The sequence below is a fragment of the Streptomyces sp. NPDC057280 genome, assembly GCF_042668605.1.
Taxonomy (GTDB): Bacteria; Actinomycetota; Actinomycetes; order Streptomycetales; family Streptomycetaceae; genus Streptomyces.
The window spans coordinates 344,792-367,564 of sequence record NZ_JBHUYR010000007.1 but is presented as its reverse complement, the minus strand read 5'-3'; the positions used below and the strand labels follow the sequence as shown (position 1 = coordinate 367,564).

Below are 22,773 nucleotides of genomic sequence, written 5' to 3'. Positions count from 1 at the left end.
CTTCCGTTCAGGGGACGCTGATGCGTGTCAACTGCCGGAAGGCGCCGTGGAGTTGCTTCCGCTTCGCAGCAGCAGCGGCCCACTCCCGGCCTCGCCCGCGAACTCCGCGACCGCGGTGTAGGCGTCCGGACCGCCCCGGCTGCGCTCCCTGGGCGTCTCACAGGTCCCCGGTTCGTCCCCCGCACCCACGGCACAGCGCATCTGCACGGTCCGATCGTCCGGACCCATGAGGCTCAGTACGGCGTCGAGGGCGCCGCCGGTGACATTGCGGTAGTAGGTCCGCGCCCAGGTCTCCTCGCCCTGCGTCAGGACGCAGGTCTGCGCCTCGATGCCGTCGGGGGAGGTGAGTTCGGGGCCGCAGCGCGCGGCGGTGGCCAGACCGAGGCCGAGGAGGGGGGCGCGACTGGGTGCGGCGGACGGCATCTTGGCGTCGTCGCGCGCGGCGGTGCGCGCCGGCTCACGCGCCGCCTCGTCCCCCACCTGCCCCGCGGACGCCACGGCCAGCGGCAGCGCGACCGCGCATGCCACGACGCCCGAGAGGGCGAGGAGACGAAGGTTCATGAAAGGGGACGATAACGACCAGGCGCACACGGCTGGTTCCGTGCGCGCCCGACACCCTTACAACTCGGGCGCGCTCACACCCGTACGAGTGAGGGCGTCGACGACCGCGTCGACCACGGCCTCCACGTCGGGCACCCACGGAGAGGCCGAGCCGGGCAGCGGGGCGCGCTCCCAGCGGATGGCGCCGTGGCCCGTCTCGGACGGGGGCAGGGCGAGGTAGCCGCCCTCGCCGTGGAACCGCAGGGAGCCGGGGACGAAGTCCTTGGCGTACAGCAGTTCGCCCAACTGTTCCATGGAGTACGGCTTGACGAGGATCGCCCAGCGATTGGGCGCGGCGACCACCGGTCCGAGGCGCATGCCCTGACGGTCCAGGGCGGTGAGCGCGCGGGCGGCCGCGAGGGCCGGCAAGGAGACCGCGCAGGGAGCCGCGCCACCCGTGGCCAGGACGATCGGCGCGGCGGGGCGGTTGGCCCACCACCAGCGCACCATGCGCTCGTCGGTGGTGGCCGCGAGGAGGCCGGGATCGAAGGGGTGCGCCCCGGGCACCGTGCACTCGGGGTCGGGACAGGAGCAGCGGGCCCGGCCCTGTGGGTCCGGCGCCGCGCCCGGGAGTACGGGCCACTGCCATTCCGTCGCGAAGGTCAGGGCCGCGCTGATCAACTCAGGCCCCCCGTCGTTCCGCTTGGACAGGAGCCTGCGTGCCTTTCCGAGGATCTCGCGCATGAGCGCTCGTTCCTTTCCGTTGCACCGCTGGCAACACCGTGGGCCACATCACACCATGTGTCGATCACTGCACTGTGCGTACCTGTTGGCGCATCACACCCTTGTCCGAGACAAGGGGAACCCCTATGGGCCGAACGTCGGCTGCGTCCGCGGCAGCCGGGCCCACACTGCATCTATCAAAAGCATGGGCGTGGCGTGGGGGTGGCGAAGTCTGGCGTTTTGCCGTCCCGCGTATTTCTCTTCGCCTCCGCCACGGGAGGATGGGGCTCGGTCGTCGGTGGCTAAGACGCCCGGGTCCGTCACCAGGTTCCGGGTGGTTGTCAACCACCCCTGGCCTTCTCCGAGTACGTACCCATCACGACCGCTGTGACGCTCTGTGGAGCAAGGCCAGTCGACCGCAATAAGGCGTTACCTGAGTCAGTTTCAAGCCAACTTGGCATTTCGGCAAGGGGTACCCCGGTGACCCACGGACACCAGGAATCCCGGCAGGACAATGCTGGACATCCCCTCACGAGTGCGTGTACATGTGGAGACACTGCTAGCGGCGCAGAATGACATGGGGGTTTGCGATGCTTTTGAGCAATACGCACCGGTCGGAAAGCCGGACGCCATGAACGCCCCTCACCCTCCGAAAGTGGCTGGAATCGATTCAACGGTTCCCTCGCCCGCACACACTGTCGCGCCCGCGCCCGTAGCCCCGGACACCTCACCGGCCTCTCCGCCGGGCGCTCCCGGGGCCCTGCTCCAGGACCGGCTCGCAGGCTGGGTCTCCGACCTCACGACCCTCCACGAGCTCACCGAGCGGCTGGCCCGCACGGATTCCCTCGCGGAGGCCCTGACCGAACTGCTGCGCGCCGGAGCCGCCCTGGTGGGCGCCCGGCGCGGTCTCGTCGTCCTGGAACCCGGCGACGGCCTGGGTCCCGACACCACCATCGGCCTCGGCCTGGCCCGCGCCGACCTCGGCCACATCGAGACCGTGCCGCGCAGCGCCATGTCCTACGGCCGCATCCTCGACGGACTCCCCGACGCCGACGGCGAGATCGCCGAGCCCGACCTGTTCGCCGGGGAGGGCCTCGACCCCCGCCACCGCGAGGTGGCCGCCCGCCTCGGCTACGCCGCGAGCTACGCGCTGCCCCTGTCGTCCGACGCGGCGGGCCGCCTCGGCGCGGCCGTGTGGCTGTACGACGAGCCGGCCGAGCCCGGCGAGCGCCAGCGCCACCTCGTCGGCCTGTACGCCCGCTACGCCACCGAGCACCTGGCGCGCGTCGTCGAGGTCGAGCGCACGCGCGCGTGCATGACGACGATGGCCGAGGAGCTGCTGCCGTCCCGGCTCCCCCGCGTCGCCGGCGTCCAGCTCGCCGCCCGGCACCGCACCGGCCCGCGCGGCGGCGGCGACTGGTACGACGCGCTGCCGTTGCCGGATGCCGCACTCGGCCTCGCGGTCGGCTCGGTGACCGGCTCGGGCCCCAGCGCGGTCGCCGCGATGGGCCGGCTCAGAGCGTCCCTGCGGGCGTACGCCGTCATGGAGGGCGAGGACCCGGTCGCGGTCCTGTCCGACCTGGAGCTGCTGCTGCGCCTGACCGAGCCCGCCCGCTCGGCCACCGCCCTGTTCGCCTACTGCGAGCCCGCGCTGCGCAAGATCACCCTGGCCGGCGCCGGGCACTGCCCGCCGCTGCTGGTCGGTGAGCGGCGCACGGATTTCGTGGAGACGTCCGTGTCGGCGCCGCTCGGCATGCTCGCCTGCTGGGAGGCGCCCAGCGTGGAGCTGGCGGCCGAACCCGGAGAGACGGTTCTGCTCTACACCGACGGGCTGCTGCACCGTACCGGCGACGCCACGGACCGCGCCTTCGCGCGGCTGCACGCGGCCGCCGCCGGCGTACCCAAGGCGCTGCGGCACGATCCGGACGCGATCGCCGACCACGTGCTGCGCACGGTGCTGCCCGACGGGCTGGACGCGGCGGACTCCGACGAGGACGTCGTACTGCTCGCCGCCCGTTTCGAGTAGCTCCGCGTGTAACGCCGGGCAGCGGCGTGTAACAGGTCTTCCGGCCCTGGGCCCCCTTCCGTACGACCGTACGATGGAGGGGGTCCAGTGCCGTATCGAGGAGGATGACCGTGGCCGACGAGCTCACACCGGAGACCCCGGAAGCTGAGTCTGAAGAGCCCATCAAGCAGCGGAAGAACGGCCTGTACCCGGGCGTCTCCGACGAGCTCGCCGAGAACATGAAGTCCGGCTGGGCCGACACCGAGCTGCACGACCTGGAGCCGATCGCCCAGGCCGCCGAGACCGCGGCCCGCCGTGCGGCGCTCTCCGCCCGTTTCCCGGGCGAGCGGCTGGTGATCCCCGCGGGCAACCTGAAGACCCGCTCCAACGACACCGAGTACGCCTTCCGGGCCTCCGTGGAGTACGCCTACCTCACCGGCAACCAGACCGAGGACGGCGTCCTCGTCCTGGAGCCGGTCGCCGACGGCCACAAGGCGACGATCTACCTCCTGCCGCGCTCCGACCGCGACAACGGCGAGTTCTGGCTCTCCGGCCACGGCGAGCTGTGGGTGGGCCGCCGGCACTCCCTCACCGAGGCGGAGAAGCTGTACGGCATCCCCGCCTCCGACGTCCGCGAGCTCGCCGACGCGCTGCGCGAGGCGACCGGCCCGGTCCGCGTCGTCCGCGGCTACGACGCCGGCATCGAGGCCGCGCTGACCGACAAGGTCACCGCCGAGCGCGACGAGGAGCTGCGGGTCTTCCTCTCCGAGGCGCGGCTGGTCAAGGACGAGTTCGAGATCGGCGAGCTGCAGAAGGCCGTCGACTCCACGGTCCGCGGCTTCGAGGACGTCGTGAAGGTCCTCGACAAGGCCGAGGCCACCTCCGAGCGCTACATCGAGGGCACGTTCTTCCTCCGCGCGCGGGTCGAGGGCAACGACATCGGCTACGGCTCCATCTGCGCCGCCGGTCCGCACGCCTGCACGCTGCACTGGGTGCGCAACGACGGGCCGGTGCGCTCCGGTGACCTGCTGCTGCTGGACGCGGGCGTCGAGACGCACACGTACTACACCGCCGACGTCACGCGCACGCTGCCGATCAACGGCCGCTACAGCGAGATCCAGAAGAAGATCTACGACGCCGTGTACGACGCCCAGGAGGCCGGTATCGCGGCCGTGAAGCCGGGCGCCAAGTACCGGGACTTCCACGACGCCGCGCAGCGGGTGCTGACCGAGCGGCTCGTCGAGTGGGGGCTTGTCGAGGGGCCCGTGGAGCGGGTGCTGGAGCTCGGGCTCCAGCGGCGCTGGACGCTGCACGGGACCGGGCACATGCTCGGCATGGACGTCCACGACTGCGCTGCCGCGCGGGTGGAGACGTATGTCGATGGTGTCCTTGAGCCCGGAATGGTGCTGACCGTCGAGCCCGGGCTGTACTTCCAGGCCGACGATCTGACCGTGCCCGAGGAGTACCGGGGCATCGGTGTGCGGATCGAGGACGACATTCTGGTGACCGCTGACGGCAACCGGAACATGTCGGACGGCCTGCCCCGGCGGTCGGACGAGGTCGAGAGCTGGATGGCTTCGCTGAAGGGCTGAGGTTGTTCCGAAGGCCGGGTACCTGTGGGGTGCCCGGCCTTTCGTTGTGGTCTGCGGGTGTGTGGGGGCTTGTCGCGCAGTTCCCCGCGCCCCTGGAGGGGGTTTCAGTGGACCTGCATATTGAGTTGATCGCTGCTGAAGGGCGGCGCTCTGGGCTGGAGCGGGCCCTTCGTGATGCCGTGCGGGACGGGAGGCTGGCGCCTGGGGCCCGGTTGCCTGCCACTCGGCGGCTCGCCGAGGAGCTCGGGGTCTCCCGGGGGACCGTCAAAGCGGCCTACGACCAGCTTGTCGCCGAGGGGTATCTGACCGCTCGGCAGGGGGCTGGGACTCAGGTGGCGTCTCTTCCCGTCAGCGATGCCGAGGCTGCTCCCGTCCCCTCACGCGCGCGTGCTCCCCGTTTCGATCTGCGGCCCGGGAGCCCGGACGTCGGGGCGTTTCCCGCGGCCGCCTGGTTGCGGGCGTTGCGGCGGGCCATCGCCACCGCGCCCTCACTGGCGTACGACTACGGCGACCCACGCGGGCGGATCGAGCTGCGGACCGCGTTGTCGGGGTATCTGGGCCGGGCGCGCGGGGTCGTCGCGCCGCCCGAGCGGATCGTCATCACCTCGGGGTACGTCCAGGGCCTCGCGCTGCTCACGCGCGTGCTCGACGGGGGCAAGATCGCCATGGAGGACCCTGGGCTGGCCTTCCACCGGGAGGTGGTGCGCCGGGGCGGTGGACGGGTCGTGCCGGTGCGGGTGGACGAGCAGGGTGCCTGTGCGGGGGAGCTGGGAGATGCCCGGGCGGTCGTGCTGACGCCCGCGCATCAGTATCCGACCGGCGTGACGCTCCATCCCGCACGGCGGCGGGCGGTCACCGACTGGGCACGCGCGCGTGGCGGGCTGATCGTGGAGGACGACTACGACGGGGAGTTCCGGTACGACCGGCAGCCCGTCGGGGCGCTCCAGGGGATGGCTCCGGGGCAGGTGGTGTATCTGGGCACCGCGTCGAAGACCCTGGGGCCCGCCCTGCGGCTCGGCTGGATGGTGCTGCCGCCGCACCTGGTCGACGCGGTCGCCGACGCCAAGCTGCACAGCGATCACCACACCGAGACCATCGGCCAGTTGGCGCTCGCCGAGCTCATCGACAGTCATGCCTACGACCGTCACGTGCGTGCCTGCCGGCTGCGGTACCGGCGGCGCCGGGACCAGCTGCTGCACCGGCTCGGGGCACGGCGGGCGGTGCGCGGGATCGCGGCCGGGCTGCACGCGCTGGTGGAGGTCGCCGACGAGAAGGAGGCCCTGGCGCGGGCGGAGGCGGCGGGGGTCGCGGTGGGGCGGCTGGGCGATCACTGGCACACGCCGGACGCCGGGGAAGGGCGGACGCAGGGTCTGGTCGTCGGGTACGGAACGCCTCGGGAGCGGGTCTACCCGGAGGCCCTGGAGGCGTTGGGGAGGGCCCTCGACGGATTGGGCCACTGAGAAGGGCGGCAATTGGGTCTGTCTGTCGGTCCAGTCGGCTTCTATCGTCGGTCACATGACGAACTCACTCGTCCCGCCCAGGGGGCCGCAACGCGTCCTCGCCGTCGCCCAGTTGACCAACGCCGTCGGTGACGGCGCCTTCCTCGTGACCTCGGCGCTCTACTTCACGTACGTCGTCGGACTCGCCCCCGCGCGCGTGGGGCTCGGGCTGACCCTCGCGTGGGCCCTCGGGGCGGTGGCGGGCGTGCCGCTGGGGCGGCTCGCGGACCGGCGCGGGGCGCGCGGGACGGCGGCGCTGCTGGCGGTGGTGGCGGGGCTCGCGATCGCGGCGTTCCTGTTCGTGCGCGGGTTCGTGCCGTTCGTCATGGCCGCGTGCGTCTACGCCGCCGCGCAGTCGGGGCTGGCGGCGGCCCGGCAGACGCTGCTGGCGGGGCTGGTGCCCGCCGGGGAGCGGACCGGGCTGCTGGCGCATCTGCAGTCAGCTTTCAACGCCGGTCTGGCGGTGGGGGCCGGGCTGGGCGGGTTGGCGCTGCAGGCGGGGACACGGGGGGCGTATCTCGGGGTGTTCGCGCTGGACGTGGTGAGCTTCGCGGTGTGTGCGGGGGTGCTGCTGCGGCTGCCTGCGGTGGCGCCCGTCGCCGCCGAGCGGAAACGGCCCGGCGGCCTCCCTGTCCTGCGCGACCGGCGCTATGTCGCCGTCACGCTCCTCAACACCGTTCTGCTACTGCGGATGCCGCTGCTCAGCCTCGCGCTGCCGCTGTGGATCGCCGAGCGGACCGACGCACCGGCGTGGCTGGTCTCCGCGCTGTTCGTGCTCAACACCGGGGCCGTGATGCTGTTCCAGGTGCGGATGGCACGCGGGGTCACGGGGCTCGCGTCGGCCACGCGCGCGGTGCGGCGGTCGGGGTGGGTGATGCTGGCGGCGTGCGCGGTGTTCGCGCTCTCGGCGGGCGGGTCGGCGTGGTGGGCCGCCGGGGCGCTGGTCGTCGGGGCGGTGCTCCAGGTCGTCGCGGAGATGGGGCAGTCGGCAGGGTCCTGGCAGCTCTCCTTCGACCTGGCGCCGGCCGACCGGGTCGGCGAGTACCAGGGCTTCTTCGGCACCGGGGTGACGGTGGCGCGGACACTGGGGCCGCTCGTGCTGACCACGCTGCTGCTCGGGTGGGGTACGGCGGGCTGGCTGCTGCTGGGAGGGGCGACGCTCGTGGCGTCGTACGCCATGGGGCCGGTGGCGCGCCGCCGGGGCACCGTCGCCCGGCCGGAGGTCAGGCCACAGCCGGTGCTCGCGAACTGACCACGGTCGGCAGCGAGTCCAGGAACAGTGCCCCCGCCAGCAGCCCCGCGCTGCCGCGGGGGCTCCACGCGCGTGTGCGCAGGTCCTCGTCGAAGGCGGCGAGGGCCGTGGCGCCCGCCGTCGTGGACGTGCCGCCCGCTTCCAGGACCTCGCGGGCGCCCGCCTGGACGTGGCGCAGGCCCAGCGGGCCCGCGGTGTAGAGGAGTTCGGTGTCCTGGAGGGTGGACATCACGGTGAGCAGGGCGTCCAGCCGGGCCTGCGCCTCCGTGGCGCCGGCCTTGCGGGCGGCGGCGATCGCGTCCAACGCCCGCCGTACGTGCGGGAATCCGGCCCGCGCCTCACCGCGCGCCCCGGCGGCCCCGTACTTCGCCGACACCGACGAGCCGCGCGACGGCCGCCGCGGGGCCCGCTTGTCGGGGTGCCGGGCGATCCGTTTGGCGGTCGCGGCGACCTCCCAGCCCGTGGTCCCCGGGTTCAGGGCGGCCGCGGCCACCAGCAGGCCCAGCGCCCACAGGGCACCCCGGTGGCCGCCGCCCGCGAGGCCCACCGAGTGCTCGGTGCAGCGGCCGATCGCGCCGAGTTCCGTACGGAGCCCGGGAGTCGGCTCGCCGGTGCGGCGGGCGGCGGCGGCCATGGCCGCGAGGCCGGGCACGAGCGCCTTCGCCGACCAGCGCAGGGCGCTGTGGTCCACGCGCGTGGCGCGGGCGTCCAGGTCGCGCGGGTCGGGCAGTCCCGGCTTGGGGGCCAGGGCCAGTTGCCCGGTCAGCGCGGTCACGGCGGCCTGCGCCAGCGCTTCGTCCTCGCGGCTGCTCATGGCCGTACCTTACGAGGACGCCGAGGCGGTGGCAGTGGCGCTTTCGGACGGAGCGTCGGACGGCGGCTCGCCGGTCGGCCCGCCGCTCGGGGGCGTACCGCCGTCACCGCCGCCGCTGCCCGCGCCGGTGTTCTCGGCGTCGGGGTCGATGCCGAGGGTGAGGAAGCCCTTGTAGCCCTTGGACGGGTCGGCCTTCTTGACCGCCTTGAGGGTGAGCAGGCCGCTGGAGGCGCCGCCGCCGTCGTACACCATGTCGTTGTCCAGGGTGGTGTAGCTGCCGGAGTGCCGGGAGTAGGGCTCCAGGGTGAAGATCTCCTGGGCGATGTCGTCGTCGAAGAAGAACTGGCCGGTGTAGTTGACCTTGCCGCCCTCGTAGGTGCCGTCCTCCTTCTCGCCGCCGGTGTGGACCTTGACGTGGATGTGGCAGGTGCGCGGGGTGTACCAACCCGGGAAGATCGTCTCGAACTTGACGACCCCGTTGGCGTTGGCGATCTGGTAACCGCGCAGGTAGGTGGCGTCGTTGGCGGTGGAGCCGTCCTCGCTCTCGGCGGGGGCCGAACCGCCGGGGTTGGCGGTGGTGTAGCCGGAGTAGTAGCCCCAGGCGTCGCAGTGCCAGATCTCCACGGCCGCGCCGGGGACCGGGGTGCAGCCGTCGGTGGCGTCGACGACCGTCAGGCGCAGGGTGAGCGGGACGCCGCTCTTGCCCTCGGTGATGTCCTTCCTGACCAGGGCGCCGTCCAGGTAGTACGGGCCTTCGGTGACGCTCGTCATGAGCGTCATGCACGCGCTCTCGGAGCTGGTGGTGGAAGCCGTGGCGGTGGTCTCGGCGGTGGTGCCGGTGTCGGCGAAGGCCGACTGGTAGCCGGCGACGGCGAGGCCGCCCGCGGCGACCGTGCCGCCGGTCACGGCGAGGGCGCGGCGCCGGGTGATCGTCTTGTCCCTGTGGTTTCCCGTCATGATCGGGAAGTTAGGGACGCTGTCCGTCAGGGGAATCGGAGGAGGCTGAGAGCCGCCTGTGAATGCCGAGAAAGCTGAAATCCCGTCTCTTCAGGGGGCTTTCGTCACAGCTGCGGGTCGTCGTCGTGCAGGATCTTCTGGAACATCCGGTGGTCCCGCCACTCGCCGTCGATGTGCAGATAGCGCGGCGCCAGGCCGATCGGATCGAAGCCGCTCTTCTCCAGCACGCGTTGCGAACCGGCGTTGTCCACGACCGTGGTGGCCTCGATGCGGTGCAGTCCGACCGTCTCCCGCGCGGCCCGGCTCACCCGCTCCACGGCGGCCGTCGCCAGGCCCCGGCCCTGCTGGTCGGCGGCGATCCAGTAGCCGAGGTAGGCGCTGCGGAACGGCCCCAGGATGATGCCGGTCAGGGTGATCGCGCCCACGATCCGCCCCTCGGCCTCCAGGTGCCACGGCACGAGCCGGCCCTCCGCGAACTGCCGGAGCCGCTCGTCCAGACGTATCCGCTGGCCAGCGACCGTGAAGAAGTCCTCGGGGCGGCGCGGCTCCCACGGCTCGAGATGCTTGCGGTTGGCGACGTAGGCGGCGCACAGCGCCTCTGCGTCACCGGGCGCGGCGGGACGCAGGACCACACCACCGGGCAGCTCTTCGGACTCGATCTCCATGCCGCGACCCTAACCGCGGCCACTGACAACGGCAGTTGGGTTGTGCGCAGAGCGCTGGAGAGCCTAGACCGCCATGAGCGGAGCGTCCTTCTTCCACTTGAGGATCTTGTCGAAGCTGACCACCGCACCGCCCCGGCCCGGCGTGTTGCCGATGTGGACGTGGTCGGCGAGTTCCTGGATCAGACACAGGCCGCGGCCGTGCTCCGCCTCGCTGGGCGCGCGGCGGACGGCCGGTGCGGAGCGGACGAACCCGGGTCCGGAGTCGGCGACCTCGATCCGGCACTTCTCGCCGTCCAGGTACGCGGTGACGCGGTACGCCTCCGAGGTGCCGCCCTGCCCGGTGTCCCCGCCGTGCTCGACGGCGTTGGCGCAGGCCTCGCTGAGGGCGACGGAGAGGTCGTAGCAGACGTCGGGGTCGACGCCCGCGGTCTCCATGGTGCCGAGCAGCAGGCGCCGGGCGAGCGGAACGCTCGCAGCCTCGCGCCGCAGATGGAGTGACCACCAGATGCTCATGCTCCAGCCTCCCGGCCGCGGCTCGACATACCGTTACGTATTGCCGCCCGTGCCCGTGTGTAAGCACACTGTCGACGTGACGCCGCCCATATGGGGGATGCGTAGGGGGCGTCGGATGGGGTATGTGGGGCCGTTCGCAGCAGAAGGTGACCTTCCGGTCGTACGACCCGTACGTCATCTTGTGGACCTGCCGTATGGCGGCCGTAAGGCCAGTGCGATGATGAGCCCGCCATGACTGCCCCCCACCCACGCACGGCGCGCACCGGAACCGGCCTCCGGGTCCTGCGGGCCGCGGTGTTCGCCGCGGTCTGCGTCGTGCTGGCCGCGGGCGGGCACGCGCTCGCCTCCTGCGCCACGGTTCCGCTGTGGACCCTCGGCGCGGGATTCCTCGGGGCGGCCGTGGTGGCCGCGCCGCTCGCCGGGCGGGTGCGGTCGCTGCCGAGCATCGCGGCGCTGCTCACGGCCGGACAGGTCGTGCTGCACACGCTGTTCGGACTGGGGCAGCACACCGTCGCGGCCAAGCCGTCGATGGCCTCCATGTCCGACGCCTCACTCGTGGAGCAGGCCGCGCGCCTGGTCTGCGGGACCACCGCGGCGGCGATCAGCCCGGCCCAGGCGGCCCGCCTCCTCACCGAGGCCCGCCTCTACCCGGGCCCGCACATGCACGCGTCCATGGACATGTCCGCGGACTCCATGTCCGGCGGTTCCTCCGTCTCGCTGCTGCCCTCCCTGCCGATGCTGCTCGGTCACGTCCTCGCGGCCCTGGCCGCCGGCTGGCTGCTGCGCCACGGCGACCTGGCCCTGCTGCGGCTGGCCGAACTGTCGGCGCACGGCGTCGCCGAGGGGGCGCTCGTACGGTCCCTGCGCGGGGCGCTCGCCCTGGTCCGCGCCCTGCGTGCCGGGCTCCCCGGCGCACCCCTGACCGGCCCGGCGCTGCCGCGCACCGCGCTGCTCGCGCCGGCGGAACCCCGTACCACCGCACTCCAGCACACGGTGATCAGGCGCGGCCCGCCGGCCGCCGAGGTTCTCGTCCTCGCCGCCTGACACGACGCGCGCCACTTCCCGGGAAGGGGAGGCCGCCGTCGTGCGGCCCACGCACGCGTGCCCGGGTCCGACACCCGTCGGCACCTCCACGCGCGCGTACCCCTCTTCATCACCGGAATCACCTCTCGAAGTGGAGTGCCCCTTTTCATGAAGACCTCTCGTATCGCCGCCGTCGGCGCCCTCACCGCCTCGGCCGTCGTCGTCCTGTCCTCCCCCGCGTTCGCGCACGTCAGCGTGCAGCCCGAGGGCACCGCGGCGAAGGGCGGCTACGCGGTCGTCGACTTCAAGGTGCCGAACGAGCGCGACAAGGCCTCGACCACCAAGCTGGAGGTCACCTTCCCGACCGACCACCCGCTCGCCTCCGCGATGCCGGAGCCGATCGACGGCTGGGACGTCAAGGTCACCAAGGCCACGCTCGACAAGCCCATCGAGATGCACGGCGAGAAGATCGACCAGGCCGTCTCCAAGATCACCTGGACCGCCACCGGCAAGGGCATCGAGCCCGGCTTCTTCCAGAAGTTCCCGGTCTCCGTGGGCGCCCTCCCCGAGGACGCGGACGAACTGACCTTCAAGGCGATCCAGACGTACTCCAACAAAGAGGTCGTCCGCTGGATCGAGGTCCAGCAGGACGGCCAGGAGGAGCCGGAGAACCCGGCGCCCGTGCTGACGCTGTCCGAGGCCACCGAGGACGGCCACTCGCACGGCTCGGCGGACGCCGAGAAGGCCTCCGACGACTCCAAGGCGGCCGAGAACACCGCCGCCGAGACCGCCGCCCCCGCCGACAGCAGTGACACCACCGCCCGGGTGCTCGGTGTCGTCGGCATCGTCGTCGGCGCCCTGGGCGTCGCCTACGGCGTGCTCGCCGGGCGCCGGCGCACGGGCGCCGACGCCTGAGTCCGACCGTCCGCGCGCTGCACCGGGGGCGGTACGGCCGCCCGTACCGCCCCCGGTGCACGCCGGAGCCATCACATCTGGGACATTTCTCTATGCGCAAGAAGACGTTCGCCGCGGCCGCCCTGCTCGCCGCCGCCTCCCTGACCCTGACCGCCTGCGGCAGCGGTGACGACACCGGTTCGCCCGTCTCCGTGGTCTCCGAGGACTCCGCCAACACCAAGGCCGCCATCGTCCTCGACAAGCCGTTCGAAAAGCCGGACCTCGTCCTCACGGACACCAACGGCAAGAAGTACGACCTGCGCGAGCAGACCGAGGGCCGGCCGACGCTGATCTACTTCGGCTACACCAACTGCCCCGACGTCTGCCCGACGACCATGAGCAACATCGCCGTGGCCAAGAGCAAGCTGCCCAAGGCCCAGCAGGACGAACTGCGGGTCGTCTTCGTCACCACCGACCCCGACCGGGACACCCCCAAGGCACTCGGCAAGTGGCTCAAGGGCATCGACCCCCAGGTCGTCGGCCTCACCGGCGACTTCGCCACCATCCAGGCCGGCGCCCGCACCCTCGGCATCACCATCGAGGCACCGCACAAGGACAAGAACGGCAAGATCGTCTCGACGCACGGCACCCAGGTCGTCGCCTTCTCCCCGAAGACCGACGGCGGATACGTCCTCTACACCGAGGAAGCCACCGTCGACGACTACATCAAGGACCTCCCCAAGCTCGTCAAGGGAGAGACCCCGTGAGGCGCACCGCCGCCCTCCTCGGCGCCACCCTGACCGGGACCCTGCTGCTCGCGGGCTGCGGCTCCTCCGACGACGACGCGGCCGACCTGTCCGTCTCCGGCGCCTACATGCCGCAGCCGGTCTCCGACTCGATGGCCGCCGGCTTCCTGACCGTCACCAACAAGGGCGGCACGAAGGACGAGCTGACCTCCGTGACCAGCGACCTCGGCGAGGTCACCATGCACGAGACCGTCGACGCCGCCATGCAGGAGACGAAGCGCCTCGACGTCCCCGCACACGGTCAACTCGTGTTCAAAAGCGGCGGCACCCATCTCATGTTCGAGAAGCTGAAGCACCAGCCGAAGCAGGGCCAGACCGTCTCCGTCGAACTGCACTTCGCCGACTCCGACCCGGTCACCGTCGAGATGCCGGTGAAGTCCGCGACGTACACCCCCAAGACCGGTCACTGAGGGAGGGACCCACCTTGACGCAGACCATCGCCCCCCGCGTAAGGGTCCTGGTGCTGCTGCTCCTCGCGGCCACCGGACTGCTCCTCGCCGGTGCCGGGCCGGCCTCCGCGCACGCCGCGCTGACCGGCAGCGACCCCCAGCAGGGGACGGTGGTCGACAAGGCCCCGGACCAGATCTCGCTCACCTTCTCCGAGAAGGTCGCGATGTCCGACGGCTCCCTGCGGGTCCTCGACCCCAAGGGCAAGCGCGTCGACCAGGGCAAGGCGTCCAACATCAGCGGCACCACCTACGCCGTCCAGCTGCACGGCGGCCTGCCCGACGGCACGTACACCGTCACCTACCAGGTCGTCTCCGAGGACAGCCACCCCGTCGCCGGGGCCTACACCTTCTCCATCGGCGCCCCCTCGCAGACCAGCGTCTCGGTCGCCGACCAGACCGTCGGCGGCGGAGTCGTCGGCTGGCTCTACGGCTTCGGCCGCTACGTCTCCTACGCCGGCTTCGCCGTCATGATCGGCGGCGCCGCCTTCGTCCTCGCCTGCTGGCAGCGCGGCTCCGGAGTACGGGCGGTCCAGCGCACCGTCGTCTCCGGATGGCTCGCGCTCACCGCGGCCACGCTCCTGCTGCTGCTCCTGCGCGGCTCCTACACCAGCACCGGGTCCGTCGGCGACGTCTTCGACCTGAGCCTGCTCGGCCAGGTGCTGCAGACCAAGACCGGCGCCGCGCTCGTCTCCCGGCTGCTGCTGCTCGCCGCGGCCGCGCTGTTCATCGCCGTGCTCTTCGGGGCGTACGACAAACGCGAGGACGAGGACAAGCGCGACCTGACCTTCGGGCTCGCCATCGGCGGCACCGTCGTCGCCGCCGGGCTCGCCGCGAGCTGGGCCATGGCCGAGCACGCCTCCACCGGCCTCCAGACGGGCATCGCGATGCCCGTCGACGTGATCCACCTGCTGGCCGTCGCGGCCTGGCTGGGCGGCCTGTGCACCCTCCTCGTGGCCCTCTACCGCGCAGACACCCTCATCGAGCGCTCCGCCGTGAGCCGCTTCTCCACCCTCGCCTTCAGCAGCGTCCTCACCCTCGTCACGACTGGCATCTACCAGTCCTGGCGACAGCTCGGCTCCTGGTCCGCCTTCACCGAGACCAGATACGGCCAGCTGCTGCTCGTCAAGATCGGACTCGTGGCACTGCTCGTCGGCATCGCGTGGATCTCGCGACGGTGGACGGCACGACTGGGCGAGGCCGGGGCGCTGGTGACCACGGACGCCGAAGAGGCCGACGACACGGAAGACACCGCCGTACGGGAGAAGGAGCACGTCGGCGCCAAGGCGGCCGGTGCCGACTCCGTACGCGCCGCCCAGCTCGCCCGGCAGCGGGCCGCCGTCGACGCCGCCCGGCGCAAGCGGCAGCGGGACGCCGACCCCGACCGGTTCGGGCTGCGCCGCTCCGTGCTCGCCGAGGCGGGCGTCGCCGTGGTCCTGCTCGCCGTCACCACCGTGCTCACCCAGACCGAGCCCGGACGCACCGAACAAGAGGCCAAGGCGGCCACGTCCTCGTCCGCCTCCTCCTCTTCCTCGTCCTCCTCCGCCGACTCGTCCGCCGCGGTCACCCTGGACATGCCCTTCGACACCGGCGGCGAGGACGGCAAGGGCGTCGTCCGGGTCGACCTCAACCCCGCGCGCGTGGGCGCCAACGAGATGCACGTCTACGTGGAACGGCCCAACGGCCGGGCCTTCGACGTCCCCGAGGTGAAGGTGTCCTTCACCCTGGAGGCCAAGAGCATCGGGCCACTGCCCGTCACCCCCGACCGCATCACCACCGGCCACTGGTCCGCCGCCGGTGTGCAGCTCCCCATGGCGGGCGACTGGAAGATCGCCGTCACCGTGCGGACCTCCGACATCGACCAGACCACCGTCTCCAAGAACGCGCAGATCGGCTGAACCACCGTGGCTGACCAGTCCCTTCCGCAGACGCGGACGCCCGAGAAGGCAGTTAATGACGGCGTTTCCGAAACTGCCCTCCCCAAGGAGGGCCTTTCGCGGCGCCGACTGCTCGGCACCGCCGGTGCCACCGGGCTCGTGCTCGGCGCGGCCGGCGGAGCCGTGGGATACGCCGCCCGGCCCGCCGAGGCCACCCCGCTGACCTCGCTCGGCGCCGAGGAGGTGATGTTTCACGGGAAACATCAGCCCGGCATCCTCCAGGGCCTCCAGGCCCGCGGCCACCTCATCGCCTTCGACTTGGCTGCGGGCGCGGGCCGCAAGGGCGCGGCCGCGCTGCTGCGCCGCTGGTCGCAGACCGCACGACGGCTGATGGCGGGCGAGGCCATGGCGAGCGACGACACGGACGTCGCCCGCGACGCCGGCCCGTCCTCGCTGACGATCACCTTCGGCTTCGGACACAGCTTCTTCGCCCGGACCGGCCTGGAGAAGCAGCGGCCCATCGCCCTCGATCCCCTGCCCGCCTTCTCCTCCGACCGGCTCGACAAGGCACGCAGCAACGGCGACCTGTGGGTGCAGATCGGCGCCGACGACGCCCTGGTCGCCTTCCACGCCCTGCGCGCGATCCAGAAGGACGCGAGCGGCGCGGCGAAGGTCCGCTGGCAGATGAACGGCTTCAACCGCTCGCCGGGCGCCACCGCCCGCCCCATGACCGCCCGCAACCTGATGGGCCAGATCGACGGCACCCGCAATCCGAAGCCGACGGAATCCGACTTCGACCGGCGGATCTTCGTCCCCTCCTCCGGAGACCCCGCGTGGATGGCGAACGGCTCCTACGCCGTCGTACGCCGCATCCGCATGCTCCTCGACGACTGGGAGCAGCTCACGGTCAACGCGCAGGAGCAGGTCATCGGGCGCCGCAAGGCGGACGGGGCGCCGCTCACCGGGGGGTCCGAGACGACCCCGATGGACCTGGAGAAGACCGACGCCAAGGGTGATCTGGTGGTCCCCCTCAACGCCCACGCCCGCATCACCCGGCCCGACCAGAACGGAGGCGCGGCGATGCTCCGCCGCCCCTGGTCCTTCCACGACGGCATCGACACGGACGGCGTCCCGGACGCGGGCCTCCTCTTCGTCTGCTGGCAGGCCGACCCGCTGCGCGGCTTCGTCCCCGTCCAGCGCAAGCTCGACCGCGGGGACGCGCTGTCGCGGTACATCCGCCACGAGTCCAGCGGGCTGTTCGCGGTGCCGGGCGGGGCGGCGGAAGGGGAGTACGTGGGGCAGGGACTGCTGGAGGGCTGAGCGCGCACGAGCGGTCGCAGCGGCGTCCGGTCACGCCGGTTCACTCGGCGGTGGGACTGCCCCGGGACGAGTGTCCGGCGTTGCGCAAGGGCCTGTCCGGCGGATCAGGTCGCGGGAAAGTGACGGGACCTCGTCGGGGGCACGTGAGCGGGGTTTGGTGCGTCGAGCTGCAAGGCGGAGGAGGGCGGCGACGCGATGGGGGTCCCCCCGCTCGAGCGAAGTCGAGAGTGGGGGAGTCGGCAACCGACGACAACGCCGCAGATCGGCGTGCCAAACCCCGCGTCTGCGGCATGATCCGCCGGACAGGCCCTTGGCCCATTAGGGTGAGGTCATGCCAGCCAGCTATGCGTACCTCGGTCCCGAGGGCACCTTCACCGAAGCCGCCCTGCGCACGCTTCCGGAGGCGGCCACGCGGGAGCTGATCCCGTACGTGTCCGTGCAGTCCGCCCTGGACGCGGTGCGCGGCGGCGAGGCCGAGGCCGCGTTCGTGCCGATCGAGAACTCCGTCGAGGGCGGCATCACCACCACCCTCGACGAGCTGGTCGCGGGCGCGCCGCTGATGATCTACCGCGAGGTGCTGCTGTCGATCACCTTCGCGCTGCTGGTCCGGCCTGGTACGAAACTCTCGGAGATCAAGACCGTCTCCGCGCACCCGGCCGCCCAGCCGCAGGTCCGCAACTGGCTGAAGAAGAACCTCCCGGACGCCCACTGGGAGTCCGCCGCCTCCAACGCCGACGCCGCGCGACTGGTCCAGGAGGGGCAGTACGACGCCGCCTTCGCCGGAGAGTTCGCCGCCGCCCTGTACGGGCTGGAGGCCCTGGAGACCGGCATCCACGACGCGGAGAACGCGCAGACCCGGTTCGTCCTGGTCGGCCGCCCCGCCCGGCCCGCCGCACCGACCGGAGCCGACAAGACCTCCGTCGTGCTGTGGCAGCGCGACGACCACCCCGGTGGCCTGCGCGACCTGCTCGGCGAGTTCGCCACCCGCGGCATCAACCTGATGCTGCTCCAGTCCCGGCCCACCGGCGCCGGCATCGGCAACTACTGCTTCTGCATCGACGCAGAAGGCCACATCTCCGACCGCCGGGTCGCCGAGGCCCTGATGGGGCTGAAGCGGATCTGCCTGGAGGTGCGGTTCCTCGGTTCGTACCCGCGTGCGGACGCGACCGAGGCCGAGGCGCGGCCGCCGCTGCGCGGGACGTCGGACGACGAGTTCGTGGCGGCGTCGGACTGGGTGGCGCGCTGCCAGGACGGACGCTTCTAGCGCGCCGAGCCGCGTTACCGGACCGTTTCCCGTGCGTTCGGGGAGCGTTTCCGTCCATCCCTACCTGCATATTTTCGTTATCCACAGGAGTTATCCACAGGCCGCCATCTCGACCTGGGGACAAGTCGACATGGAAGCGCCACCTAGTCGACAAATCGTCCTACAGTGCCCAACTTCGTCCACAGCCCCACAGGTCACTCTTCGTCCACCCGTTTCCCTTGATCAATCCTTTGGGGCGACCCATTTACACCCGAAAGTGGGCGTGAAGAGCGTTTGGATCGGGAATTCTCAGCACGCGGGATCCGATCGGGAATGATCAATTCCGAAGTCCACAGATCTTTCGCACAGCCTGTGGATAACTCTGAGGCGCTGTGGATTCCTGTGGACGAAGCGGCCCCCAAGTCCCGCTCCCCGCAAGGGAATCGAGTCAACCCGCCGTTAACCTCTTGCTTCGTTCCAGGGAGTGAGACGCCTTTTATTGACACGCTCCCCTACACAGGGCATTTCCCCCATAACGGTATGCAAGGGGTCGCCGCGGAATAGTGAGTCGTGGGCGCTCACCCGGCACCGGTAGCCTTGAGCGCGTGATTGACCTTCGCCTGCTCCGTGAGGACCCCGACCGAGTGCGCGCGTCGCAGCGCGCCCGTGGAGAGGACGTCGCCCTCGTCGACTCCCTCCTGTCTGCCGACGAGCGGCGCAGGTCGTCCGGCGTCCGCTTCGACGAGCTGCGTTCCGAGCAGAAGTCGCTCGGCAAGCTCATTCCCAAGGCCTCCGGGGACGAGAAGGCCGAGCTGCTGAAGAAGGCGAGCCAGCTGGCCGCCGACGTCAAGGCGGCCGACGCCGAGCAGCACGAGGCCGACGAGGAGACCAAGCGCCTCGCCCTCCAGCTCGGCAACCTCGTCCACCCCGACGTGCCCGTCGGCGGCGAGGAAGACTTCGTCGTCCTGGAGACGCACGGCACCATCCGCGACTTCGGCGCCGAGGGCTTCGAGCCCAAGGACCACCTGGAGCTCGGCGAGGCGCTGGGCGCCATCGACGTCGAGCGCGGCGCCAAGGTCTCCGGCTCGCGCTTCTACTACCTGACCGGCGTCGGCGCCCTCCTGGAGCTCGCGCTCGTCAACGCGGCGATCGCGCAGGCCACCGAGGCCGGCTTCGTCCCGATGCTCACCCCCGCGCTGGTCCGCCCGCGCGCCATGGAGGGCACCGGCTTCCTCGGCCAGGCCGCGGAGAACGTGTACCACCTGGAGAAGGACGACTACTACCTGGTCGGCACCTCCGAGGTCCCGCTCGCCGCGTACCACATGGACGAGATCCTGGAGGCCGACCAGCTGCCGCTGCGCTACGCCGGCTTCTCGCCGTGCTTCCGCCGTGAGGCCGGCACGTACGGCAAGGACACGCGGGGCATCTTCCGCGTGCATCAGTTCGACAAGGTCGAGATGTTCTCGTACGTCGCCCCCGAGGACGCCGAGAACGAGCACAAGCGGCTCCTGGACTGGGAGAAGCAGTGGCTGACCGGCCTGGAGCTGCCCTTCCAGGTCATCGACGTCGCCTCGGGCGACCTGGGCGCCTCCGCCTCGCGCAAGTACGACTGCGAGGCGTGGATCCCGACCCAGGGCAAGTACCGCGAGCTGACCTCGGCGTCCAACTGCGACAGCTTCCAGGCGCGCCGCCTGGCCGTCCGCATGCGCGACGGCAAGAAGGTGCAGCCGCTGGCGACCCTCAACGGCACGCTGTGTGCCGTACCGCGCACGATCGTGGCCATCCTGGAGAACCACCAGCAGGCCGACGGCTCCGTCCGCGTCCCCGCGGTGCTGCGCCCGTACCTGGGCGGCCGTGAGGTGCTGGAGCCGATCTCCAAGTGAGCCACGCGCCTTCGACCTCGGCCGGGGGATTTCCCTACCGGCTGATCGCGACCGACCTCGACGGCACGCTCCTGCGCTCCGACGACTCGGTCTCGGACCGCACCCGTGCCGCGCTCGCCGCGGCCACGGCGGCCGGTGCCGCGCACATCGTGGTGACCGGCCGCGCGGTCCCCTGGACCCGGCACATCCTCGACGACCTCGGCTACGAGGGCCTCGCGGTGTGCGGGCAGGGTGCTCAGGTGTACGACGCCGGGGCGCACCGGCTGCTGACGTCCGTGACGCTGGACCGGCAGCTGGCCGGGGTGGCGCTCGCGAAGATCGAGGCGGAGGTCGGTCCGCTGTACCTGGCGGCCAGCCGCGACGGGCTGGACGGAGAGGTGCTGGTCGGGCAGGGTTACGCGCTCACCGGTGATCTGCCGACCACCCCCTTCACGGACGCGGCCGATCTGTGGTCCGCGCCGCTGAACAAGATCTACATACAGCATCCGGAGCTGTCCGACGACGAGCTGGCGGAGGCCGCTCGGCAGGCGGCGGGCGGGTTCGTGAACGTCGCGATGGCGGGCGCGGGCATCGTGGAGCTGCTGCCGCTGGGGCTGTCGAAGGCGACGGGGCTGTCGCTGGCGGCACGCCGGCTCGGTGTGAAGGCCGCGGACACGATCGCCTTCGGTGACATGCCCAACGACATTCCCATGTTCGGGTGGGCGGCTCGGGGCGTGGCGATGGCCAACGCGCACGAGGAGCTCAAGGCGGTGGCCGACGAGGTGACCTCCTCCAACGAGGAGGACGGGATCGCCGTGGTGCTGGAGCGGTTGCTCGGCTAGGGCCGGCTGCTGGGCCGGGGCCGGTCGGTGAAGCGGCTGAAGCCCGCCTGCAGGCTGTGGAAGGTGACGGTGCCGCCGCCGAGCATCTCGGCCTTGCGGCGCAGCTGCTCCGCCGCGGCCGGGCTCGGTCGGCCGTAGACGTCGATGGAGTTCATGCGGATGAGCTCGCGGAAGGCACGGAACTTCGGTCCGCCGAGCTCCATGTGGAGTTCCAGGGACGCCGGGTCGGGGTGGACTGCCACCGTGGTCATCGTGGTCCCGGACTCGTCGATGTAGAAGCGGTAGGCGATCAGTTGCGGCTCGCGGGCCTCGATGAAATCGGCGAGGTCGAGCATGCCTTCCCTGACCTCGGCGAGCTTGCCTTCTCGGATGTCCGAGCGGTCGATGTAGTAGATGGGTTCCGTGATGCCCGCCATGCCCGTTTTGTCTGTCATGGCGCCTGAACGTAATCGGGTCTTGCGGAGGATGCACGGATCGAACGTGCGCGGAGTTTCCCCCGACCTCGACTTGCTTTTAGTTGAGCACAGCGCAAGCCGGTGCCTTGCCTCTCGGCCAATCCTCCGGGTGGGCGGCCCACGCGAGAGCGACATCGCGTGCTCGAAGCGGCCGCCCCGGGCAGTTCCGGGCGGTGGACTCGACGGTGGGGTAACTACACCGGAGTCCTCCGCGGACTGCCCTGACGGGAGCTGGACGTACTGTCGTGCATGGACATCGCCCGGCTCCTCTCCCAGAACGTGGCGCCGGTGTCACTCTCCGGCGGGGACACAACCATCGTGCCTGTGCGGGGAGTTGGACGCCACTGAATTAATCGGCCGTCTGTTCGCCTACCGGCGTCGCCACCTGCGGCGCCGCCCCTTGCTGAAGAACCACCCCGCCGGCGGCTCGTCGGAGCGCCAGGGCTGCGGTTCGGGGGCTTCCTCGCGCCAGCGGGCGGCGAGCATACGGGCTCGGGCGGACGGCTCCGAGGTCTCCGCGGAACGTATGAAGTCCTCGTCCAGGACGAGCCGGTCCCAGGTGTCGTCCCCGGACCGGTCCCGTTCGTCGTGGTGCGCGTCCGCCATCCCCGTCCTCCTAGCAGTGCATCCCCGTCGATCCAGTGTGCCGAGGCAGGGGTGAAGCCCTCGTCAATAAGAGCAGCGTTCACTCCTCCCGGCGCCTACTCCTCGCCCGCCAGCGTCAGCGTCCGCAGCTTCTGCCCCGCGTACCAGGTGGCCAGCACGGTCACCGCGACCAGCAGGACCGTCGCCGTGACGATGCCGACGTCCGAGGTGACCAGGTCCCCGCCGGCGACCTTGTGGGCCACCGCCAGCGACCACTGCTGGACGCTGAGCGTGCGCGCACCCGAGACCAGGGAGCCGAACAGGGCTTCCCAGACGAGGGCGTAGACGAGGCCGAAGACGACCGCGTGCCGGGACACCGTGCCGAGCAGCAGGAAGAGGGCGGCGTAGGCGATGGAGGAGACCAGCGCGGCGACCGTGTAGGCGACGGCGATCTGCTGGCCGTTGCCGTTGAGGATGAGGCCCGCGACCAGGGTCGGCAGGGCCGAGAAGACCATGGTGACCGCGATCGCGACGATCAGCTTGGTGAAGATGATCGTGGGCCGCTTGATCGGCTTGGACAGCAGGTACACCACGGAGCCGTCGTCGATCTCCGGGCCGATCGCGCCGGTGCCGGCGATGACGCCGATGATCGGCACCATGGTGGCGAGGGCGAGGCCGCCGAGCAGGTCGGACGCGGTCTGGTCGTCGGCGCCGACCAGGGCGCGCACGATCACCGAGATCACGATCAGCAGCAGGGGCAGGGCGCCCAGGATGAGGGCCCGGCGGCGGCCGAGCAGGGCCCGGTAGGTGAGTCGGGCGACTGTGGGGTCGTACATCTTCGGACTCCTAAGCCGATGTGC

At 71.4% G+C, this 22,773-nt stretch carries 22 protein-coding genes and 1 tRNA gene; 13 read left to right on the top strand and 10 right to left on the bottom strand.

Annotation, left to right across the window (positions count from 1 at the left end; all coding sequences use genetic code 11):
- Positions 1–27 precede the first annotated feature (27 nt).
- Together ACFUO4_RS34025 and ACFUO4_RS34020 are read right to left on the bottom strand one after the other, a co-directional pair.
- A complete protein-coding gene (locus ACFUO4_RS34025; protein ID WP_383492036.1) occupies positions 28–561 on the bottom strand; it encodes a hypothetical protein in 534 nt (177 codons plus the stop codon).
- 57 nt (positions 562–618) lie between these two features.
- Positions 619–1,284: a bifunctional DNA primase/polymerase gene (locus ACFUO4_RS34020; RefSeq protein ID WP_079309099.1), complete on the bottom strand. Its 666-nt coding sequence runs from the start codon at positions 1,282–1,284 to the stop codon at positions 619–621.
- A gap of 493 nt (positions 1,285–1,777) precedes the next feature.
- Here ACFUO4_RS34020 and ACFUO4_RS34015 point away from each other — a divergent pair, with 493 nt between their 5' ends.
- The 4 genes from ACFUO4_RS34015 to ACFUO4_RS34000 all read left to right on the top strand — a co-directional run bounded on the left by ACFUO4_RS34015 (position 1,778) and on the right by ACFUO4_RS34000 (position 7,611).
- On the top strand, positions 1,778–3,289 hold the full coding sequence (locus tag ACFUO4_RS34015; protein ID WP_383492033.1) for a PP2C family protein-serine/threonine phosphatase: 1,512 nt from the start codon (positions 1,778–1,780) through the stop codon (positions 3,287–3,289).
- Between the two features lie 104 nt (positions 3,290–3,393).
- Positions 3,394–4,860 carry an aminopeptidase P family protein gene (locus tag ACFUO4_RS34010; RefSeq protein WP_383492030.1) on the top strand — a complete coding sequence of 489 codons (1,467 nt, stop codon included), beginning with the start codon at positions 3,394–3,396 and terminating at the stop codon, positions 4,858–4,860.
- 92 nt (positions 4,861–4,952) lie between these two features.
- Positions 4,953–6,320: a PLP-dependent aminotransferase family protein gene (locus ACFUO4_RS34005; protein WP_383492265.1), complete on the top strand. Its 1,368-nt coding sequence runs from the start codon at positions 4,953–4,955 to the stop codon at positions 6,318–6,320.
- A gap of 55 nt (positions 6,321–6,375) precedes the next feature.
- Complete coding sequence (locus ACFUO4_RS34000) at positions 6,376–7,611, top strand: MFS transporter (RefSeq protein WP_383492027.1); 1,236 nt, start codon at positions 6,376–6,378, stop codon at positions 7,609–7,611.
- On the opposite strand, the gene ACFUO4_RS33995 is transcribed toward ACFUO4_RS34000, so the two are convergent.
- From ACFUO4_RS33995 to ACFUO4_RS33980, 4 genes are all read right to left on the bottom strand, one after another.
- Positions 7,583–8,425 (bottom strand): triphosphoribosyl-dephospho-CoA synthase, encoded by an 843-nt coding sequence (locus ACFUO4_RS33995; protein ID WP_383492024.1) that lies wholly within the window; start codon positions 8,423–8,425, stop codon positions 7,583–7,585. The genes ACFUO4_RS34000 and ACFUO4_RS33995 overlap by 29 nt on opposite strands.
- Before the next feature lie 9 nt (positions 8,426–8,434).
- Positions 8,435–9,382 carry an intradiol ring-cleavage dioxygenase gene (locus ACFUO4_RS33990; protein ID WP_179143285.1) on the bottom strand — a complete coding sequence of 316 codons (948 nt, stop codon included), beginning with the start codon at positions 9,380–9,382 and terminating at the stop codon, positions 8,435–8,437.
- 104 nt (positions 9,383–9,486) lie between these two features.
- Positions 9,487–10,047: a GNAT family N-acetyltransferase gene (locus tag ACFUO4_RS33985; RefSeq protein WP_383492020.1), complete on the bottom strand. Its 561-nt coding sequence runs from the start codon at positions 10,045–10,047 to the stop codon at positions 9,487–9,489.
- Between the two features lie 63 nt (positions 10,048–10,110).
- Positions 10,111–10,560, bottom strand: a complete 450-nt coding sequence (locus tag ACFUO4_RS33980) for an ATP-binding protein (RefSeq protein ID WP_383492017.1) — start codon at positions 10,558–10,560, stop codon at positions 10,111–10,113.
- Between the two features lie 231 nt (positions 10,561–10,791).
- Here ACFUO4_RS33980 and ACFUO4_RS33975 point away from each other — a divergent pair, with 231 nt between their 5' ends.
- From ACFUO4_RS33975 to ACFUO4_RS33935, 9 genes are all read left to right on the top strand, one after another.
- Positions 10,792–11,604 (top strand): hypothetical protein, encoded by an 813-nt coding sequence (locus ACFUO4_RS33975; protein ID WP_383492014.1) that lies wholly within the window; start codon positions 10,792–10,794, stop codon positions 11,602–11,604.
- A 147-nt stretch (positions 11,605–11,751) separates the two neighbouring features.
- Positions 11,752–12,498, top strand: coding sequence for a YcnI family protein (locus tag ACFUO4_RS33970; protein WP_383492011.1), 747 nt, complete (start codon positions 11,752–11,754; stop codon positions 12,496–12,498).
- Between the two features lie 92 nt (positions 12,499–12,590).
- Complete coding sequence (locus ACFUO4_RS33965) at positions 12,591–13,244, top strand: SCO family protein (protein WP_079307447.1); 654 nt, start codon at positions 12,591–12,593, stop codon at positions 13,242–13,244.
- Positions 13,241–13,693, top strand: a complete 453-nt coding sequence (locus ACFUO4_RS33960; RefSeq protein ID WP_079307449.1) for a copper chaperone PCu(A)C — start codon at positions 13,241–13,243, stop codon at positions 13,691–13,693. Before ACFUO4_RS33965 ends, ACFUO4_RS33960 begins: the two co-directional genes overlap by 4 nt.
- A gap of 14 nt (positions 13,694–13,707) precedes the next feature.
- On the top strand, positions 13,708–15,627 hold the full coding sequence (locus ACFUO4_RS33955; protein ID WP_383492007.1) for a copper resistance CopC/CopD family protein: 1,920 nt from the start codon (positions 13,708–13,710) through the stop codon (positions 15,625–15,627).
- Positions 15,628–15,633: 6 nt separating this feature from the next.
- Positions 15,634–16,926 carry an iron uptake transporter deferrochelatase/peroxidase subunit gene (efeB, locus tag ACFUO4_RS33950; protein WP_383492004.1) on the top strand — a complete coding sequence of 431 codons (1,293 nt, stop codon included), beginning with the start codon at positions 15,634–15,636 and terminating at the stop codon, positions 16,924–16,926.
- 331 nt (positions 16,927–17,257) lie between these two features.
- Positions 17,258–18,190: a prephenate dehydratase gene (pheA, locus tag ACFUO4_RS33945; RefSeq protein WP_383492001.1), complete on the top strand. Its 933-nt coding sequence runs from the start codon at positions 17,258–17,260 to the stop codon at positions 18,188–18,190.
- A gap of 584 nt (positions 18,191–18,774) precedes the next feature.
- A complete protein-coding gene (gene serS / locus ACFUO4_RS33940; protein WP_079307457.1) occupies positions 18,775–20,052 on the top strand; it encodes a serine--tRNA ligase in 1,278 nt (425 codons plus the stop codon).
- Entirely contained in the window at positions 20,049–20,873 is an 825-nt protein-coding gene (locus tag ACFUO4_RS33935; protein ID WP_383491998.1) for an HAD family hydrolase, read from the top strand. The genes serS and ACFUO4_RS33935 overlap by 4 nt, the downstream gene beginning before the upstream one ends.
- Here the strand turns inward: ACFUO4_RS33935 and ACFUO4_RS33930 are convergent.
- From ACFUO4_RS33930 to ACFUO4_RS33915, 4 genes are all read right to left on the bottom strand, one after another.
- Positions 20,870–21,307 carry a hypothetical protein gene (locus ACFUO4_RS33930; protein WP_383491996.1) on the bottom strand — a complete coding sequence of 146 codons (438 nt, stop codon included), beginning with the start codon at positions 21,305–21,307 and terminating at the stop codon, positions 20,870–20,872. The genes ACFUO4_RS33935 and ACFUO4_RS33930 overlap by 4 nt on opposite strands.
- Before the next feature lie 25 nt (positions 21,308–21,332).
- Positions 21,333–21,435, bottom strand: a tRNA-OTHER gene (locus tag ACFUO4_RS33925).
- Positions 21,436–21,697: 262 nt separating this feature from the next.
- The gene (locus tag ACFUO4_RS33920; RefSeq protein ID WP_079307461.1) at positions 21,698–21,934 is read right to left on the bottom strand and encodes a hypothetical protein; all 237 of its coding nucleotides are present in this window, start codon (positions 21,932–21,934) and stop codon (positions 21,698–21,700) included.
- Positions 21,935–22,029: 95 nt separating this feature from the next.
- Positions 22,030–22,749, bottom strand: coding sequence for an ABC transporter permease subunit (locus ACFUO4_RS33915; RefSeq protein ID WP_079307463.1), 720 nt, complete (start codon positions 22,747–22,749; stop codon positions 22,030–22,032).
- Positions 22,750–22,773 lie beyond the last annotated feature (24 nt).